Source organism: Erythrobacter mangrovi, from assembly GCF_013260645.1.
GTDB lineage: Bacteria > Pseudomonadota > Alphaproteobacteria > Sphingomonadales > Sphingomonadaceae > Qipengyuania > Qipengyuania mangrovi.
Map to the genome: position 1 here is coordinate 1,808,655 of NZ_CP053921.1, position 18,112 is coordinate 1,826,766.

At 61.8% G+C, this 18,112-nt stretch carries 17 protein-coding genes; 10 read left to right on the top strand and 7 right to left on the bottom strand.

The window, feature by feature from the left end:
• Positions 1 to 108 precede the first annotated feature (108 nt).
• The gene (gene ppdK / locus HQR01_RS09275) at positions 109 to 2,772 is read left to right on the top strand and encodes a pyruvate, phosphate dikinase (protein WP_173214563.1); all 2,664 of its coding nucleotides are present in this window, start codon (positions 109 to 111) and stop codon (positions 2,770 to 2,772) included.
• Here ppdK and HQR01_RS09280 read toward each other — a convergent pair.
• Positions 2,769 to 3,458 (bottom strand): methyltransferase domain-containing protein, encoded by a 690-nt coding sequence (locus HQR01_RS09280; protein WP_325064496.1) that lies wholly within the window; start codon positions 3,456 to 3,458, stop codon positions 2,769 to 2,771. The two genes, ppdK and HQR01_RS09280, sit on opposite strands and share 4 nt — an antisense overlap.
• A gap of 67 nt (positions 3,459 to 3,525) precedes the next feature.
• Between HQR01_RS09280 and HQR01_RS09285 the strand changes: the two genes are divergently transcribed.
• The 4 genes from HQR01_RS09285 (at position 3,526) to HQR01_RS09300 (ending at position 7,419) form a co-directional block, all read left to right on the top strand.
• Entirely contained in the window at positions 3,526 to 4,353 is an 828-nt protein-coding gene (locus HQR01_RS09285; RefSeq protein ID WP_234030102.1) for a ComF family protein, read from the top strand.
• A gap of 393 nt (positions 4,354 to 4,746) precedes the next feature.
• The gene (gene hisI / locus HQR01_RS15250; protein ID WP_234030314.1) at positions 4,747 to 5,079 is read left to right on the top strand and encodes a phosphoribosyl-AMP cyclohydrolase; all 333 of its coding nucleotides are present in this window, start codon (positions 4,747 to 4,749) and stop codon (positions 5,077 to 5,079) included.
• Positions 5,080 to 5,110: 31 nt separating this feature from the next.
• The gene (locus tag HQR01_RS09295) at positions 5,111 to 5,566 is read left to right on the top strand and encodes a MerR family transcriptional regulator (protein ID WP_234030103.1); all 456 of its coding nucleotides are present in this window, start codon (positions 5,111 to 5,113) and stop codon (positions 5,564 to 5,566) included.
• A 47-nt stretch (positions 5,567 to 5,613) separates the two neighbouring features.
• A complete protein-coding gene (locus HQR01_RS09300; RefSeq protein ID WP_173214567.1) occupies positions 5,614 to 7,419 on the top strand; it encodes an acyl-CoA dehydrogenase C-terminal domain-containing protein in 1,806 nt (601 codons plus the stop codon).
• Positions 7,420 to 7,613: 194 nt separating this feature from the next.
• On the opposite strand, the gene HQR01_RS09305 is transcribed toward HQR01_RS09300, so the two are convergent.
• Positions 7,614 to 8,264 (bottom strand): dienelactone hydrolase family protein, encoded by a 651-nt coding sequence (locus tag HQR01_RS09305; RefSeq protein WP_234030104.1) that lies wholly within the window; start codon positions 8,262 to 8,264, stop codon positions 7,614 to 7,616.
• 128 nt (positions 8,265 to 8,392) lie between these two features.
• On the opposite strand from HQR01_RS09305, the gene HQR01_RS09310 reads away from it, so the two are divergent.
• Complete coding sequence (locus tag HQR01_RS09310; RefSeq protein WP_173214571.1) at positions 8,393 to 9,031, top strand: hypothetical protein; 639 nt, start codon at positions 8,393 to 8,395, stop codon at positions 9,029 to 9,031.
• Between the two features lie 23 nt (positions 9,032 to 9,054).
• On the opposite strand, the gene cysK is transcribed toward HQR01_RS09310, so the two are convergent.
• The 4 genes from cysK to tyrS form a co-directional block, all read right to left on the bottom strand.
• The gene (cysK, locus tag HQR01_RS09315) at positions 9,055 to 9,972 is read right to left on the bottom strand and encodes a cysteine synthase A (protein WP_173214573.1); all 918 of its coding nucleotides are present in this window, start codon (positions 9,970 to 9,972) and stop codon (positions 9,055 to 9,057) included.
• On the bottom strand, positions 9,969 to 11,288 hold the full coding sequence (locus HQR01_RS09320; RefSeq protein ID WP_173214575.1) for an MFS transporter: 1,320 nt from the start codon (positions 11,286 to 11,288) through the stop codon (positions 9,969 to 9,971). The genes cysK and HQR01_RS09320 overlap by 4 nt, the downstream gene beginning before the upstream one ends.
• Before the next feature lie 76 nt (positions 11,289 to 11,364).
• The gene (locus HQR01_RS09325; RefSeq protein ID WP_173214577.1) at positions 11,365 to 11,703 is read right to left on the bottom strand and encodes a PilZ domain-containing protein; all 339 of its coding nucleotides are present in this window, start codon (positions 11,701 to 11,703) and stop codon (positions 11,365 to 11,367) included.
• Positions 11,704 to 11,802: 99 nt separating this feature from the next.
• Positions 11,803 to 13,032 (bottom strand): tyrosine--tRNA ligase, encoded by a 1,230-nt coding sequence (gene tyrS / locus HQR01_RS09330; RefSeq protein ID WP_173214579.1) that lies wholly within the window; start codon positions 13,030 to 13,032, stop codon positions 11,803 to 11,805.
• A gap of 104 nt (positions 13,033 to 13,136) precedes the next feature.
• Between tyrS and HQR01_RS09335 the strand changes: the two genes are divergently transcribed.
• The 4 genes from HQR01_RS09335 to HQR01_RS09350 all read left to right on the top strand — a co-directional run bounded on the left by HQR01_RS09335 (position 13,137) and on the right by HQR01_RS09350 (position 17,259).
• Positions 13,137 to 13,625, top strand: a complete 489-nt coding sequence (locus HQR01_RS09335) for a DOMON-like domain-containing protein (protein ID WP_234030105.1) — start codon at positions 13,137 to 13,139, stop codon at positions 13,623 to 13,625.
• Positions 13,622 to 14,824, top strand: coding sequence for an exo-beta-N-acetylmuramidase NamZ family protein (locus HQR01_RS09340; RefSeq protein WP_173214583.1), 1,203 nt, complete (start codon positions 13,622 to 13,624; stop codon positions 14,822 to 14,824). Before HQR01_RS09335 ends, HQR01_RS09340 begins: the two co-directional genes overlap by 4 nt.
• On the top strand, positions 14,821 to 15,840 hold the full coding sequence (locus HQR01_RS09345) for an aspartyl/asparaginyl beta-hydroxylase domain-containing protein (RefSeq protein ID WP_173214585.1): 1,020 nt from the start codon (positions 14,821 to 14,823) through the stop codon (positions 15,838 to 15,840). The genes HQR01_RS09340 and HQR01_RS09345 overlap by 4 nt, the downstream gene beginning before the upstream one ends.
• A gap of 132 nt (positions 15,841 to 15,972) precedes the next feature.
• Entirely contained in the window at positions 15,973 to 17,259 is a 1,287-nt protein-coding gene (locus HQR01_RS09350) for a spinster family MFS transporter (RefSeq protein ID WP_173214587.1), read from the top strand.
• Here HQR01_RS09350 and HQR01_RS09355 read toward each other — a convergent pair.
• Complete coding sequence (locus HQR01_RS09355) at positions 17,256 to 18,110, bottom strand: DUF817 domain-containing protein (protein WP_173214589.1); 855 nt, start codon at positions 18,108 to 18,110, stop codon at positions 17,256 to 17,258. The genes HQR01_RS09350 and HQR01_RS09355 overlap by 4 nt on opposite strands.
• Positions 18,111 to 18,112: the final 2 nt, after the last annotated feature.

The window sequence follows — 18,112 nt, forward strand, 5'->3', positions numbered from 1 at the left end:
TCGCCTTTGGTGGACCGAAAGGCCTACAAGGTGCCGGAAAACAACGCGTTGATGGTCTAAAACCGAAGGCGACACCAAGTCGCCTTTGTCGCTTTAAGAGGAAATCCCATGTCGGAAACGGTCTTCACCTTCGGCGGGAATGCTCCGCATTCGAATGCACGGCAGAAGGACAAGACCGTCACCGGCGGCAAGGGCGCGAACCTGGCCGAGATGGCCAGCATCGGCCTGCCGGTCCCTCCCGGTTTCACGATCGCGACCGAAGAGTGCCTCAAATACCTCAACGAAGGCGCGGATTTCTCGGATGATTTGCGTCGCCAGGTTGCTGAAGCGCTCGCCCATGTCGAACGCACGGTCGGCAAGGGATTTGGCGACAAGGCCGATCCGCTGCTGGTCTCGGTCCGTTCTGGCGCGGCGGTTTCCATGCCGGGTATGATGGATACCGTTCTTAACCTCGGGCTCAATGACGAGACGGTTGAAGGGCTGGCCAGCGCGTCGGGCGATGAACGGTTCGCCTGGGACAGCTATCGCCGCTTCATCCAGATGTACTCCGATGTCGTGCTTGGCCTCGACCATGGCCTGTTCGAGGAAGCGCTCGAAATCGCCAAGGAGGACAACGATTATTACGCCGACACCGAGATGTCGGCCGATGACTGGAAGGCGCTGGTCGCGGAATACAAGCGCATCGTGGTCGAAGAGCTCGACGCACCGTTCCCGCAGGACCCTCAGGAACAGCTGTGGGGCGCGATCCGCGCCGTTTTCGACAGCTGGGACAGCGACCGCGCCAAGGTTTACCGCCGCCTCAACGACATTCCGCATCACATGGGCACGGCGGTCAATGTGCAGGCGATGGTGTTCGGCAATATGGGCGACACCAGCGCCACCGGCGTCGCCTTCACCCGCGATCCGTCGACCGGCGAAAAGGCCTATTACGGCGAATGGCTGGTCAATGCGCAGGGCGAGGATGTCGTCGCCGGTATCCGTACGCCGCAGTACCTGACCAAGGCCGCGCGCGAGGCTGCGGGTGCCAAGCCGCTGAGCATGGAAGAAGCCATGCCCGAAGCCTATGCCGAACTGGCCCACCTGTTCGACCTGCTCGAGCGGCACTACCGCGACATGCAGGACATCGAGTTCACCGTGCAGCAGGGCAAGCTGTGGCTGCTTCAGACGCGTAGCGGCAAGCGCACCGCCAAGGCGGCACTCAAGCTGGCAGTCGACATGGTCGGCGAAGGTCTGATCGACGAGAAGACGGCGATCCTGCGGGTGGACCCGATGGCGCTCGACCAGTTGCTCCACCCGACGCTTGACCCCGATGCCCCGCGCGATGTGCTGACCAGCGGCCTGCCTGCATCGCCCGGCGCTGCCAGCGGCAAGATCGTGCTCGATGCCGATACGGCGGAAATCTGGGTCAATCGTGGCGAGAAAGTCATATTGGTGCGGGTCGAGACTTCGCCGGAAGATATCCATGGCATGCATGCCGCCGCGGGCATCCTCACCGCGCGGGGCGGGATGACCAGCCACGCGGCCGTGGTCGCGCGCGGCATGGGCCGTCCCTGCGTTTCGGGCGCATCGCAAGTTTCCATCGCGCGCGAAGGCCGCACACTGACGATCGGCAATCGAGAACTCAAGGAAGGCGATACGATCACCATTGACGGCTCGAACGGGCAGGTCATGGCGGGCGAAGTCGCGACCATCGAACCTGAGCTCGCCGGTGACTTCGGCACGCTGATGGAATGGGCCGACAAGCATCGCCGGATGAAGGTCCGCACCAATGCTGAGACTGAAGCCGACTGCCGCATGGCGCGCCAGTTCGGGGCTGAGGGCATTGGCCTGTGCCGCACCGAGCATATGTTCTTCGATGCCGACCGCATCAGCCTGGTGCGGCAGATGATCCTGGCCGAGAACGAGGCCGGTCGCCGTGCGGCGCTCGACAAGCTCTTGCCCGAGCAACGCGGCGATTTCGTCAAGATATTCGAGGTGATGACGGGCCTGCCGTGCACCATCCGCCTGCTCGATCCGCCGTTGCACGAGTTCCTGCCGCATGAGGATGGCGACTTCGTCGAGCTGGCGGAAGCCACCGGTCGCCCGGTCGAACAGTTGCGCCGCAGGGCAGGGGAGTTGCACGAGTTCAACCCCATGCTGGGCCACCGCGGCTGTCGCTTGGGCATCACCTATCCCGAGATCTACGAAATGCAGGCGCGCGCGATCTTCGAAGCTGCTTGCGAAGTTGCCAAGGCATCAGGCGAAGCGCCAATTCCGGAGGTAATGATCCCGCTGGTGGCGACCAAGCGCGAGCTGGAACTGCTCAAGGCGGTGGTCGACCGCGTGGCGCAAGAAGTGTTCGCTGCGAATGGCACGACCATCGACTATCTCGTGGGTACCATGATCGAGCTACCGCGCGCCGCGCTGATGGCGGGCGAGATCGCCGAGGTCGGCGAGTTCTTCAGCTTCGGCACCAACGACCTAACGCAGACCACGCTGGGCGTCAGCCGCGATGATGCGGGACGGTTCCTGACCACCTATGTCGAGAAGGGCATCTTCGCGCGCGATCCCTTCGTCAGCCTCGATGTCGAAGGTGTCGGCCAGCTGGTAGAGATCGCGACGGAGCGGGGACGGGCGACGCGGCCTGCGATCAAGCTGGGCATTTGCGGCGAACACGGCGGCGACCCGGCAAGTATCGCGTTCTGCGACAAGACCGGGCTCGACTACGTCAGCGCCTCGCCATACCGCGTTCCGATCGCGCGATTGGCGGCGGCGCAGGCCAGTTTACGTTAGTTTTTCCAGCTAGTTAGTGTGAGTATCTCGAAGTCTTCGAGAACTCTATCATGCTCGTCTGCAGTTGAGAGGAAGGCTTGGCGGGCCCGCTCCAGAGCGGCCTTGCCCAAAGCGGGTCCCGGTTTTGCCAGCACGTTGGCCAGCCCTTGGTCGCGCAGGTCGGACACCAGCCTGTCGAGCGAACTGTATGACACCGATAGCGTCCGCCCGTCGACCACCTGGCGCTTGAACAGGGCACGCTGTAGCAGGGCGCTCGCCGCGCGATTATCGACCAGTGGATGCATGCGCGCTGCCGGCCGGTCGGGCTCCGCGGCGATCATTGCCCGACGAAGGTTGGCGAGGCTTCCGGCAGCGATCAAACTGCCGATGAAGATGCCTTCGTCCGACAATGCATTGCGGATATGGAGCAGCGCACCGGGTAGGTCGTTGACCCGATCGAGTGAGGACAGGCTGACGATCAGGTCGAATGGCCCGTCGGGGATTGGCTGTTCCTCATCAAGAGACGCTACATCGCGTTCCGCGATCATCACGCCGCTGCCATTTAGCGAGAGCGCCAAGGTACCGGTCCAGTCACCGATCACGAGAACCCGCTTTGGCGCAAGACGCATGAACTCGAGTCGGTCGAGAACATCCTCGACCATTTCGGCGATGAGGTAGCGCGCTGCATCGCGTTGGGACTGGCGCACCAACGCTCGGCGGAGTCCCGCAATGCGACGACGCCGGGAGAAAATCTGGGGAGGAGAAACGCTTGGCATGGCCCGTCGCCCTGCCGCGCTTGCGCGCGCAGCGCAACCACGCCAGCATGCGCACATGTCGACAAGCCGCGTCATCGCCGATGCACTCGCCCCGATTGTCGATTTCATCTATCCGCCACGCTGCCCCGCCTGCGGTGCCGGCGTTGGCGAGCAGGGCGGGCTCTGCGCCCAATGCTGGGACGATCTCGTGATCCCGTCCGAGCCGTGCTGCGCCGCCTGCCAGCGTCCATTCGCTTCCGCGTCGTCGGATGGCTCGGCCCTCTGTGGGCCATGCCTTGCTACCCGTCCGGTACACGATGGCATCGCTGCCGGGACGCTATATACTGAGACCTCACGCAAGCTCGTCCTTGCACTCAAGCACGGCGGCAGGATCGCGCTTGCCCCCATGCTCGCCCGTCTCATCGCAGCGCGATTGCCTACTGCAAATCCGCGGCGACTAATCGTACCGGTGCCGTTGCATCGCCGCAGATTGTGGTCACGTGGCTACAATCAGGCCGGCCTGCTGGCCCGCGAACTCGGCCGATTCGGCCACGGGATCGTGCTGGTCGATGCGCTTGTGCGGACCAGGTCGACTCCGACACTGGGTGGTCTTGGCAAGCGCGAACGAGCGAAGGTGCTTGCTGGCGCGCTAGCTGTGCGGGGCAGTGCCAAGGAGCGCATCAAGGGAGCCGAGATAATCCTCGTCGATGATGTGCTGACCAGCGGTGCGACCAGTTCTGCCTGCGTCGCAGCGCTCAAGCGGGCCGGCGCGACCCGGGTGACGATCGCCTGCTTTGCCCGGGTTCTGGATGAAGCGCTCGATACGGCCCGCGGAAGCAAGGGCTAGCAAACGAAACGCCCGGGACCTTACGGACCCGGGCGCCACGTGACGAAATTTACCGGACCGGTCTTGCGACTACGGTGCAGCCCCCCAGCCAGCACCTCGATCCATCCCTCATCGTTGCCGGATGCGCCGTGCAAACCCTCAACACGGCAGCGGATCCGGTACCCCCATGAACCTGGCGCTCTATTGGCACCGATGCTCCGGTGGGCAGGCTTTTCAACCTGCATTGGGAATGTTCCCCATGATGCCCCTTCTTGGAATAACCATTTACACAAGCGCTTCATTTTGCGAGCGGTTTGTGGTTATCCTGCAACAAGATCGTCGCGATCCTACAAGTTCGGAAGGAATGGAGCCCCGGTGTCGACCACTCAGGAGCGGGAAAACGGCAGCATCTTCATGCCGAAGTTCGATGATCACGGTTTGCTCACCGCGGTCGTGGTCGACGCGGCATCCGGCGCCGTGCTGATGGTCGCCTTCATGGACGAGGAAGCACTGGAAGCGACTCGCAAGACTGGCCAGGCCCATTTTCACTCCCGGTCGAGAGGTCGCCTGTGGAAAAAGGGCGAGTCGTCGGGGCATGTGCTCGAAGTGAACGAGATGCTGGTCGACTGCGATCAGGATGCTCTGGTCCTGCGCTGCACGCCGGCCGGGCCGACCTGCCATACCGGCGCCGCAAGTTGTTTCTACCGCGTACTCGACGACGGCGTTCTCCAGCGCGTCAAGACTTGACGCTTACGTAAACGTGCGACTAGATAGCGGTATGAACCAGCCGCTTGCCAAGGAAGCCATGTCGTTCGACCCCGACCGTCGCCATGCGGGTGCGCACCTTGATCGCCCGGACGAGCTCGACCGTGACCAGTTCTCCATCTCGGATCTCACCAGCGAATTCGGCTGCACCGCCCGCGCGCTTCGTTTTTACGAGGACGAAGGGCTGATCGCGCCGTCCCGGATCGGCCTGACCAGGATCTACTCCAAACGCGATCGGGCCCGGCTTGCCTGGATCATGCGGGCAAAGAATGTCGGATTCTCGCTGACCGAAATCCGCGAGATGATCGATCTTTATGACCTCGGCGACGGGCGCCAGGAACAGCGCCGCGTCACCATCGAGAAGTGCAGGGCGCATATCGCCAAGCTCAAGGAACAACGCGCCGACATCGACAGTTCGATCAAGGAACTGACGGAATTCATCGGCATCGTCGAATCCCAACTCGACTGAATCCCCCGGCGGAACGCCGCAACTAAAACCCTGTCAAGGAACCCAAAATGCCGACCTATACCGCGCCGACCCGCGATACCCGTTTCATCGTCAACGAGGTTCTGGATCTTGCCAGTTACGGCAATCTGCCCGGTTTCGAGGTGGCGTCGACGGATGTGACCGACGCGGTTATCAACGAGGGCGGCAGGTTCTGTTCCGAGGTTCTCGCGCCGCTCAACTTGCCCGGCGACCAGGAAGGCTGCACGCGCCATCCCGATGGCTCGGTGACGACACCCAAGGGATTCAAGGAAGCTTTCGACCAGTTCCGCGAATCCGGTTGGGGCACCTTGTCGGCTCCCGAGGAGTTCGGCGGCCAGGGGCTTCCCCACTTGCTCGGCATGGTGATGGAGGAATTCATCTCCAGCTCGAACCAGGCTTTCGGGATGTATCCGGGCCTGACCAACGGTGCAGTGTCGGCCCTGATCGCCAAGGGATCGCAGGAGCAGAAGGAGAAGTATCTCCCCAAGATGATCTCCAACGAGTGGACCGGTACCATGAACCTGACCGAGCCGCATTGCGGCACGGACCTCGGCATGATCCGGACCCGCGCCGAGCCGCAGGCTGACGGCAGCTATGCGATCACGGGCACCAAGATCTTCATCTCTGCCGGTGAGCATGACCTCGCCGACAACATCATCCACCTGGTTCTGGCCAAGACCCCCGGGGCGCCTGATTCGACTAAGGGGATCTCGCTGTTCGTCGTGCCCAAGTTCCTCGTGAACGAGGATGGGTCACTCGGCGAACGCAATGGCGTGATGTGCGGTTCGATCGAACACAAGATGGGCATCCACGCCAACTCGACCTGCGTCCTCAACTATGACGGAGCGAAGGGCTGGCTGGTCGGCGAGGAAAACAAGGGCCTCGCCGCCATGTTCATCATGATGAACGCCGCCCGGCTTGGCGTCGGTATCCAGGGCCTCAGCATGGCCGAGGTATCGTACCAGAACGCAGTCGCTTACGCGCTCGACCGGCGTCAGGGCAGGGCGCTTACGGGCCCGGCCGATCCGCAGGCGCAGGCCGATCCTATCTTCGTCCACCCCGACGTTCGCCGTATGTTGATGGACGCCAAGGCCTTTACCGAAGGCATGCGCATGCTGTGCCTGTGGGGCGCGTTGCTGGTCGATCTCAGCCACAAGGCGCAGACCGAGGAAGAACGTGCGGAAGCCGATGCGATGATCGGTCTGCTGACCCCGGTCATTAAGGGTTACGGCACCGACAAGGGTTACGATGTCGCCACCAACATGCAGCAGGTGTTCGGCGGCCACGGCTACATCGAAGAATGGGGCATGAGCCAGTTCGTTCGCGATGCCCGTATCGCGATGATCTACGAAGGTACCAATGGCGTGCAGGCCATGGACCTTTGTGGCCGCAAGCTGGCGCAGAATGGCGGCGCGGCTGTCCAGGCCTATTTCAAGGCAATCGGCGAGGATATCGCTGCAGCGAAGGGTGACGAGACGCTCGGACCGCTCGCCGAGGCGCTGGAAAAGGCGCTCGGCCAACAGCAGGCAGCGACGATGTGGTTCATGCAGAACGCGATGGCCAACCCCAACCATCTCGGTGCGGGTGCTCATCACTACATGCACATCATGGGCATCGTTTCACTGGGCTGGATGTGGCTGCGCATGGCCAATGTTGCACAGGCTGCGTTGGCTGCCGGGACCGACGACAAGGCGTTCTACGAAGCCAAGCTTGCTACGGCGCGTTATTACATGGACCGCTTCCTGCCCGACACCGGCGCGCTTCGCCGCAAGCTGGAAGCCGGATCGGACAGCATGATGGCGCTGGGCGCAGAGGCGTTCGCGACAGCTGCCTGAGCGGCAGGTGGAACACCGAACCGGGGCATTCTAAAAATTCCGGGATCATGAATTAAGCTTCTGTTTCAGGTGGTTGCGCGGATTTTCGCGCAGCCACCTGTCACTTTTGAGTTACCGGAGATCGTGCCAGCCGGACGATAAGAAAGAGCTGGCCGATCCTATCGCTGCTTTGACGGGTAGGAAATCCGGATTGGTCAGGCGTGCGCCTGTCCCAACACCTCATCAAACAGGGCGTGCATCGCTGCCCAGCTCTGGCGGTCGGCACTCGCGTTGAATGCCGGATTGGGTGAGCCATCGAGCATGACAGGGTTGGTGAACCCGTGTTCGACACCCGCATAGCTGTGGAAGTGCCAGTTCGCTGATACGCGATCCATTTCCTCCCAGAAGCCGTTGACCTGACTGCGGGGAACCAGCGCGTCGGCATCGCCGTGGCAGACGAGTATGCGCGGCCCGATTGCGTCAACCGCGGGGAGGGGCGTCTCCAACAGGCCATGGAAACTTACCACAACGGCCAGGTCCTGCCCGTCACGCGCCATCTCGAGCACTGCGAAGCCACCAAGGCAGAAGCCGATCGCAAGTTGAGGCACGTCAGGTTCGAGTTCACGCAATAGGGCGATGGTAGCGCGCAGCCGTGTGCGCATGGCTCGCGGGTCCGAGCGCAGCTTCGTCATCACCGCGAAGGCCTGCTGAAAATCGCTTGGCGCCTCGGGTCCGTAGAAATCGCCAATGAGGACCGAATACCCCGCTTCAACCAAGTCGCGCGCTTTGGCTTCGACCCCGGGGGTCGAGTTCATGAAGGTGGGAAAGATCGCGACGGCGGCCCGCGCCGGACCATCGGGAGTCATGCGCAAAGCCGTTAGCGGAGTGTCCCCATCAGCATACGGGACTTTTATGAAGTCTTTCATATTTCGCTCTTTATTGGTTCAGAACCGAAAACGGGGGGTCTTTCGGGGACAGATGCAGGAGACAGCAAATGGGACTCGATTTGACCCCCTTGGCCCGGGCGCGTGAAGGCTATGAGTCGGAATGGCATGACTTGGTAACGCGATCCCTGGGCAATCTTGAACTGACCGATCAGGAACTCGAACGATTCGAGGAAATCAGCTTGCAACCTTATGAAGTTGTCGGCGCACCGCAAGTGGGGGTCGATCCTGCCGCCGACGACTGGATCGCGGGAGAGCTTGCGGACCGCATGAGTCGCGAAGAAGCCATCGAGGCGGGAAAGGGCTTCTTTGCCCTGCACCTGATCCAATCGGACGGGCTGCCGAAATACACCCACGCCGGCATGTACGAGGGTGTCGATGAAACCTGCTTCCGCGGTAGCTTTCTCGAGGATTGTGTGAACGTCCTGTCGCCTGAGCAGATCGAGGCCGCGTGGGAGAACCGGATGCCGGACGACGCAGAACGTTATGGCCGAGAGCTGCTTCAGGCGGTCGAAGATATCAGGCAGAACGGACCACGCGAGACGCGCAAGGCCGGTCTATTCGGACTGGGCAGGCACCGCGCCGAAGCGACGATCGAACTGGAAGAGCAGATCGACATCGTCGAAACAGCGGGCCGTTGGTTCGTATTCTGGGGCGAAAGAGGGCACCCGATCCACGCCTATTACTAGGGTGGATCGGGCCTCTACCCTGTCTATTCTGGCAGGAAGTCCGGCACCGAGAGGTAGCGCTCGCCAGTGTCGTAGTTGAAGCCCAGCACCCGCGATCCAGCGGGTAAACTGGGCAGTTTCTGGGCAATTGCCGCCAGCGTCGCACCGCTCGAAATGCCGACCAGCAGGCCTTCCTTGGTGGCGCATTGCCGGGCCATTTCCTTGGCGGCTTCCGGTTCTACCTGGATCGCGCCGTCGATCGACTTGGTATGCAGGTTCTCGGGTACGAAACCCGCGCCGATGCCCTGGATCGGGTGAGGGCCAGGCTGGCCGCCGCTGATTACCGGCGAAAGCGTCGGTTCGACGGCATAGGCCTTCATCGCGTTCCAGCTCTTCTTGAGTTCCTCGGCGCAGCCGGTGAGGTGACCCCCGGTGCCAACCCCGGTGATCAACACGTCGATCGGGGTGTCGGCGAAGTCCGCCAGGATCTCATGCGCGGTGGTGCGAGCATGCACTTTCCAGTTGCTCTCATTGTCGAACTGGCTCGGCATCCACGAGTTCTCGGTCTGGGAAACCAGTTCAAGCGCACGCTCGATCGCTCCCTTCATGCCCTTTTCCTTCGGCGTAAGGTCGAAGCTGGCGCCATAGGCCAGCATCAGCCGCCGCCGCTCAAGGCTCATGCTTTCGGGCATGACGAGGATCAGCTTGTAACCCTTTACCGCCGCGGTCATCGCCAGGCCGATGCCGGTGTTACCGCTGGTCGGTTCGATGATCGTGCCGCCGGGCTTGAGCTTGCCGGCCTTCTCTGCATCTTCGACCATGGCGAGGCCGATGCGGTCCTTGATTGATCCGCCCGGATTGGCGCGCTCGCTCTTCACCCAGACTTCGTGATCGGGGAACAGGCGCGAAAGGCGGATGTGGGGCGTGCCGCCGATAGTGGCGAGGACGGAGTCGGCTTTCATGTCAGGGCCTCCTTGCGAGTTGTTTCTGGGCCGGGATTATCCGGCAGGAATTCGGGGGCGAATGTCTTGGCCTGGCGAAGTTGGGGGAAGATCACCGCCCAGATTGCTGTCACCACTATGGCACCCACGCCGCCGAAAACAACTGCGCCAGCTGCGCCGAGCACCGCAGCGGCGAGGCCCGATTGCATCTCGCCGAGTTCGTTCGATGCGGAAATCGCCAACCCTGAGATCGACGAGACGCGGCCGCGCATCCGGTCAGGCGTGTTGAGCTGGACGAGGCTGGAGCGAATGAACACCGAGACCATGTCGGCAGCGCCGAGCAGGGTCAGGGCGCCGATCGACAGGGCGAAGTTGCGACTGAGGCCGAAAACGATGGTAGCGGCGCCGAACACCACGACGGCCCACAGCATCTTGGGACCGACATTATGCTCAAGCGGTCGCCACGCCATCCACAGGGCGACGAGCGAGGCGCCGATTGCTGGAGCACCACGCATGATTCCCAGGCCTTCGGGGCCGACCGCCAGGATATCGCGCGCGAAGACTGGCAGCATGGCGGTCGCCCCACCGAGCAGGACGGCAAACAGGTCGAGCGTGATACAGCCGAGGAGGAACTTCTGCCGCCACGTGAATTGTGCGCCTTCGATCATCTGGCGAACGGGGTGCCGCGGTGTGGCATCCTGTTCGGCGCGGATCGGGCGAATCGACCGGATGAGCGCGGCAGAACAAACCAGCATCCCGGCCGAAATCGCATGGGGCAGCCACTGGCTTTCGGCGAACATGAACCCGCCCGCCGCAGGGCCGATTACGCTGGCGACCTGCCAGGCGATGCTCGACATGGCGATCGCGCGGGGCAGCAGCCTGGGCGGAACGATGTTCGGGGCGACTGCGCTCATCGCCGGGTTCACGAAGACCCGGGCGGTCCCATGGAGCGCGGCAAGGCCGAAAACTATGGGCAGGTTCAGCGCGCCGCTCCAGGTAAGGAAGGCAAGGGCAATGGCGATGCTGCAGTCGGTGAGATTGGCACATGCGGCGACGACGCGGCGATCGAACCGGTCGGCGGCCCAGCCAGCAACCGGGGTAAGCACGAGCAAGGGGATGAACTGGGCGAGACCCAGCAGCCCGAGCAGGAATGCGCCTTCCGACGTGGAGTAGCCGTAGTCGCTACGGGCGATATCGTAAGCCTGGTAGCCGATCAGCACGACCATCGACATCGTCGCGAAGACTGCGAGGAAGCGGGCCGTCCAGAAGCGGCGGAAGTCGGCAATAGCGAGCGGCGTTGCTGGCTCTAGTGGGGGAGTTGTTGATGCAGAGCTCATGCCGGGCGCATGGCAGGCGCGCCTTCGGTTGTGAAGACGCGCCTGCTTTGCATTCTGGAATCAGATGTTGTTCGGCTTAGCGCAGCTTACGCAGGCGCGGATTTGGCTGGATCGTATCGATCATCGCCAGGAAGTCATCGACGCGGATGATGCGTTCGAACTGGAAGCCGGCGCGGTTGTCGCGGGTCCAGATCACGTAAGACTCGATCCGCCCAACAACGGGCAGGCGAATGATCACGCGATCGCCGCGCGTCAGGCCTTCCGCGTTGTCGACCATGAAGCCGTTGGCGGAAATGTTCGCGATGTGGAGGCGCATGTCTCCCTTGCCGAAATGCTCGGCAATCACCGGGTGATCGACCGGGTGGCGCGCCATGCGCCGCTGGTCGGTTACGCTCAGTTGTGCTCCGCCGCTCATGGACAGGGTATCCTCCCGAATTTCAATCAGGGCAGTAATGAACGGCAAAGGCTGATATTTGGTAAACCTTGTGGTCGGAATCTGCCCTTATCCACAGTCTTATGGACGCAGGATGGCATGCTTCTTCTTGCCCAGGCTGAGGCGAAGCTCAGTCCCGTGGAGGGCGATGACCAGATGCCCCGGATCGGTAATCGTCTCACCGTCAAGCTTCACGGCACCTTCCGCCAACTTCCGCTTTGCTTCTCCGTTTGATGCGGTGAAGCCGAGGGCGGTCAGCGCCGCGCCGATACGGACGCCTTCGGCACCCGTCGACAAGGAAGGCAGGTCTTCGCCAGCACCGCCGCCGGCAAAGGTTTCGGCCGCCGTACGCGCTGCAAGATCCGCAGCGGCATCACCGCGAACGAGCTTGGTTACCTCGTTGGCAAGAACCGCCTTCGCGGCGTTGATTTCGGCACCCTCGAGCGATTCGAGTCGAGCGATTTCGTCAAGCGGCAGGTCGGTGAACAGGCGCAGGAACCGGCCGACGTCGCGGTCGTCGACGTTGCGCCAGTACTGCCAGAAATCGTAGCTCGGCAACTGTGCCTCGTTGAGCCACACCGCGCCAGCGGCGGTCTTGCCCATCTTCGAACCGTCGGCAGTAGTCAGCAGCGGGGTTGTAAGCCCAAACAGTTCTGTCCCGTCCATGCGGCGACCGAGTTCCATGCCGTTGACGATGTTGCCCCACTGGTCGCTGCCGCCCATCTGCAGGCGGCAAGCATAGCGTTGTGCCAGCTCGCGGAAGTCATAGGCTTGTAGGATCATGTAATTGAATTCGAGGAATGTCAGCGGCTGCTCACGCTCTAGCCGCAGCTTCACCGAATCGAAGGTCAGCATGCGGTTGATCGTGAAGTGGGGGCCGACATCGCGCAGCAGCTCGATGTAGCCGAGCTTGCCCAGCCATTCGTCGTTGTTGACCATGACTGCATCGGTCGGGCCTTCGCCGAAGGTCAGCAGTCGCTCGAACACCGTGCGGATTCCGTCGATATTCGCGTTGATATCCTCGTCGGTCAGCATCTTGCGGCTTTCATCCTTGCCGCTCGGATCGCCGACCTTGGTGGTGCCACCACCCATGACCACGACCGGCTTGTGCCCGGTCTGTTGGAGGCGGCGCAGCATCATGATCTGCACCAGGCTGCCGATATGCAGCGAGGGCGCGGTTGCGTCGAAGCCGATATAGCCCGGGACGACCTGCTTCATCGCCAGGGCGTCGAGCCCCGCCGGATCGGTAATCTGGTGGATGTAACCACGCTCTTCGAGCAGGCGCAGGAGGTCGGACGAGTATTGGGTCATGATGTTCACTTGCGTTGGAGCGCGGCGGTTAGCATGGGGGCAAGACAATGCAAGCGTATCCCCTTGTCCCGCATCCCGCCAAATTGCCGAGCAGCGTTCGGTTAGTGGAAGCGCGCGTCAGGAATGACGATCCTCACTGGCTAACGATCCGCTGGCGCATCGACGGAAGTTCCGGGCTCGTGCTGCCCAAGCTGGTAGGCCGGCAGCGACGTGACGAGCTGTGGCGTACCACCTGCTTCGAGGTGTTCCTGCAGTCGGGCGAGGGGCAGTCTTACACCGAATTCAACCTATCGCCGTCCGAAGCGTGGAACGCCTATGATTTCGACGACTACCGGCAGGGAATGCGTGAACGGGCGGGAGAGCGGCACCCCGTCCTCACCATGCGCCCGGGTTCGAGCATGGCGATCTTCGATGCCGCGATTCCGCGCGAAATGCTGCCGCCGCAACCCTGCGCGATGGGCCTGACAGCAGTGATCGAGGAAGAAGGGCAGATCTTGAGTTACTGGGCACTCGCCCATTCGGCGGAGAATGCTCCAGATTTCCATCGGGCGGCTTGCTTCACCGCGAGGCTTGAGGCACCCACGCTCGCATGAGATTTGGTATCGACCGCCTACTGAATGAGCCAGAACTTCGCACCGAACTGGAAGGCAGGCGAGTTGCCTTGGTGGCGCATCCCGCATCGGTGACATCACGGCTCCAGCACTCGCTTGATGCGCTGATCGACATTGGGGTGAACGTCACTGGTGCCTTCGGTCCGCAGCATGGGCTGAAGGGCGACAAGCAGGACAATATGGTCGAAACCGCAGATGAAATCGATCCGCGCTACGGCATCCCGATCTACAGCCTTTACGGTGAAGTGCGCCGACCGACGGCCAGGATGATGGAGTGTGCGGACATCTTCCTGTTCGACCTGCAGGACCTTGGTTGCCGCATCTATACCTTCGTGACGACACTGCTCTACCTGATGGAGGAGGCTGCCAAAGCAGGCAAATCGGTATGGGTCCTCGACCGGCCGAACCCCGCAGGCGGACCGGTCGAAGGAACCTTGCTTGTATCGGGCCAGGAAAGCTTCGTTGGCGCTGCCCCCATGCCGATGCGTCATGGACTGACGATGGGCGAGATGGGGTGCTGGTTCAAAGCCCACTTTGGTCTCGATCTCGATTATCGCGTGATTGAGATGACCGGTTGGCAGCCGGGTCATGCGCCCGGTTATGGCTGGCCTGCCGATCGCGTATGGATCAATCCCAGTCCCAATGCTGCGAACCTCAACATGGCCCGTGCCTATGCCGGGACCGTCATGCTTGAAGGGACGACCTTGAGCGAGGGCAGGGGTACGACACGCCCGTTGGAGGTGCTGTTCGGGGCGCCCGATATCGATGCAGCCGCGATCCGGGCGGAAATGGAACAGCTAGCGCCCAAGTGGCTCCGTGGTTGCGCACTGCGCGAATGCTGGTTCGAACCAACCTTTCACAAGCACGTAGGAATGCTATGTAATGCGTTGATGATACATGCAGAAGGTCGGTTTTACAGTCATCATGACTTCCGGCCCTGGAGGTTGCAGGCGCTGACCTTCAAGGCGATCCGCAGACTTTATCCTGATTATCCGTTGTGGCGCGATTTCCCCTACGAATATGAACTTGATCGACTTGCGATCGATGTGATCAACGGCGGACCATCGCTGCGCGATTGGGTGGATGACAGCGAGGCGGAACCGGGCGACCTAGACGAACTTGCAGAGGCTGACGAAATGGACTGGCGTGAGACCATTGCCCCGCACCTGATCTATACATGAGCAAGATCGATAGTCCTGATCCGTCGCTTGAGGAGGCTGAGGCTGATAGGCGCTTGAGTGCCGACCGGCGGGACATCGTCGCAACCCTTGCCAAAGCCGACAACCGCATGCGTCACCGGGATTATCGTGCTGCGAACGCTTTCTACGGACAAGTCGGACGACTGGCGGGAGAAGGCGTCCCACTCGAACGGAGCGAGCTCTTGCGGGCGCGCGATGCCTGCGTCTGGCTGGCGGAACGCTTCAGACTCAACATCGTGGAAGGACTAGCAGCAAAGGGAATTGCCGGATCCGCGATGCACCCCCGGTTCGCGAAGTCACTCGCGATCATGTTTGGGGAACGCCAGCGCGACCCTGTGTTCGAACGCTTCCCGCAACTGCCGCAGATGTATTTCTATCCCGATCTTCCCTATTTGCAGTTCGACGATCCAGCGCGCCACCCGTGGACTAGCACTGTTGAGGGCGAGACAGAGATAATACTCCGGGAAGCGCTCGGTCTTCTGGAATCTTCGGGAAACTTCGCCCCCTATGTCAGCACGGATCACGAGCGCCCCCAGGGGGATGTTCACGGACTGCTCGACGATCCGTCGTGGAGCACGCTGGACCTCACGATCGCGGGACGAGCGGATCCCGAACGAACAGCGTTGAGCCCACATGCGTTCGCCACCATCTCTTCTTCGGCGCCCTTGTGCCAGATTCCAAGTCGCGCGCCTTCGATCATGTATTCGCTGCTGCGCGCCGGATCGTCGATCCCACCGCATACGGGCATGATCAATACGCGTTTGATTTGCCACCTACCCTTGATCATTCCCGGGCCCGGGCGGCTGCGCGTTGGTGAACAGGTACGTGAATGGGAAGTCGGGAAGCTGCTTCTCTTCGACGACACGGTGGAACATGATGCGCGCAACAATGCTGGGCAGGACAGGTTGGTCTTGATCTTCGACGTCTGGCGCCCCGAACTCGATCTCGACGAGCGTCAACAGATCCAGGCGCTCTTTGAAGTCGTCGATGAAGGCTAGCGTCTGCACCTGAATCCCTTGCCAGGTCGCAAACATGCCGACGATCCGTCGCATCGGAACTTGACCAAGTCTACGAATTCGTAAACCGTCCTAAGGCGCGGTGAGCATACCCGCGCTTCGGGAGAGGGATTAATGGCAACCGCTGCGCCAGCAGACGGATCACAGGCTGCTGTGCGAGCGACGCTCTGGATCCTGCTGATCGTCTACATCTTCAATTTCATCGACCGGCAGATCGTTAATATCCTGGCCGAGCCGATCGCGCAGGATCTCGGGCTCTCCGACACGCAAATCGGGCTGATGACCGGGCTGGCGTTTGCGTTGTTCTATACCGTGCTGGGCCTGCCGATTGCTCGTTTCTCGGATCGGCCGGGGACGAACCGTCCCTTCCTGATCGCGGGGGCATTGGCGATCTGGTCGGCTATGACCGCATTGTGCGGGTTAGCGCAGAATTTCGTCCAACTCTTGCTGGCCCGGATCGGTGTGGGGGTTGGTGAGGCTGGGTGCACGCCACCGGCGCACTCATTGATCGCGGATATGGTGCCTGCCGAGAAGCGCAGCTCGGCGTTGGCCTTCTATGCGCTCGGCATCCCCATTGGGACTGTGCTGGGCATGTTCATTGGTGGAACTCTTGCCGACTGGGTGGGGTGGCGCAAGGCGTTCCTCGTCGTGGGATTGCCCGGCGTTGCCCTGGCCCTAGTAGTTGTCTGGTTGCTCAAGGATCCCCGCCGTACAGGCATGATTGCGGCGCGGAACGTACAAACGGAGACCATGCCCTTCATGGATGCGATCAAGGCCGTGATGGGGTCGCGCGCATTCGTCCTTTTGCTGGCTGCCGGGTCCGCCGCAGCCTTCCTGTCCTATGGCAAGACGACGTGGACCACGATTTTCTTCCAGCGGACGCACGGCATGTCGCCGGGCGAAGTCGGTTTCTGGTTCGGCGTAGTCAACGGCGTTGCGGGCATATTCGGGACCTGGTTCGGCGGCTATCTTGCAGATCGTTTCGGCGCAGCCAACCGGCGCCATATGATGACAGCACCGGCTATCGGGATGGCGATCGCAGTTCCGATCGCGATATTCGCATACCAGGCGCAGAGCTGGCCCGTGGGTCTTGCCTTGTTGTTTCTGCCAACGCTGCTCAACTCGCTCTACTACGGGCCAACCTATTCCGCGGCGCAGGGGCTGGTTCCCATCCGGACGAGGGCCATCGCAGCGGCGGTTCTGCTGTTCTTTCAGAACCTCATCGGGCTTGGACTGGGGCCGTTGTTCTTCGGCATGCTGTCGGACGTCCTGCGTCCCGAGTACGGCGAAGACAGTGTACGCTACGTCCTTTACGGCGCGGCATTCCTGGGACTGCTGCCCGCCTATTTCTTCTGGCGCTGCAGCCTGAGGCTCGATGAGGAGCTCGACCGAAAGGGTTAGTCGGGTTCGCGCACAGGATTGACCAAGTTGACCAGCACGAAGCTGATCAGCATCAACAGGTACCAGCTGCCGAGTTTGGCAAGCCCGACCGGTTCCCATCCGTCCTCCTGCCCGGGATAACTCCAGGCACGGGCGAAGGTGCCGATGTTCTCGGCGAACCAGATGAACACCGCCACCAGGAGGAAACCCAGAAGCAGCGGCATCCAGCGATGGGCGCGCCAGTTGCGAAAATGGATCCGGGTCTTCCAGAACAGCAGGCCGGTCGCGGCGAACAGCAGCAAGCGGAAATCGGGCAACCAGTGGTGTGCGAAGAAGTTGACGTAGATCGCCGCCGCCAGGATGAATGTAGCCCAACGTGGCGGGTATCCAGAGTACCGGAAGTCGAATATCCGCCACACTCGTGCGATGTAGCTGCCGACGCTGGCATACATGAAGCCCGAGAATAGCGGGACCGCACCGATATGCAGCACGCTCGCCTCGGGATAGATCCACGAGCCGGCGCTGGTCTTGAACAGTTCCATCACCGTGCCGACGACATGGAAGATCAGGATGACCTTCGCCTCTGCCCAGGTCTCCAGTCGGAACAGCAGCATTCCACCCTGTATTGCGACAGCGGAAAGGGTCAGGAAGTCGTATCGATGAAGCGGTGCATCGTCCGGGTACAGGAAATGCGTGGCCAGGAGCAGCGCGAGCATCAATGCCCCGAACAGGCAGGCCCATCCTTGCTTGAAACCGAACAGCAGGAATTCGTAGAGCCACAGCCGCCAGCCCATGCCGGGATCGAACTGTTCAAGCCGGAGGCGGACCGCTTCGAAGCGGCTATGGCCGTAAGCACCCAACCGGCGCGGCATCG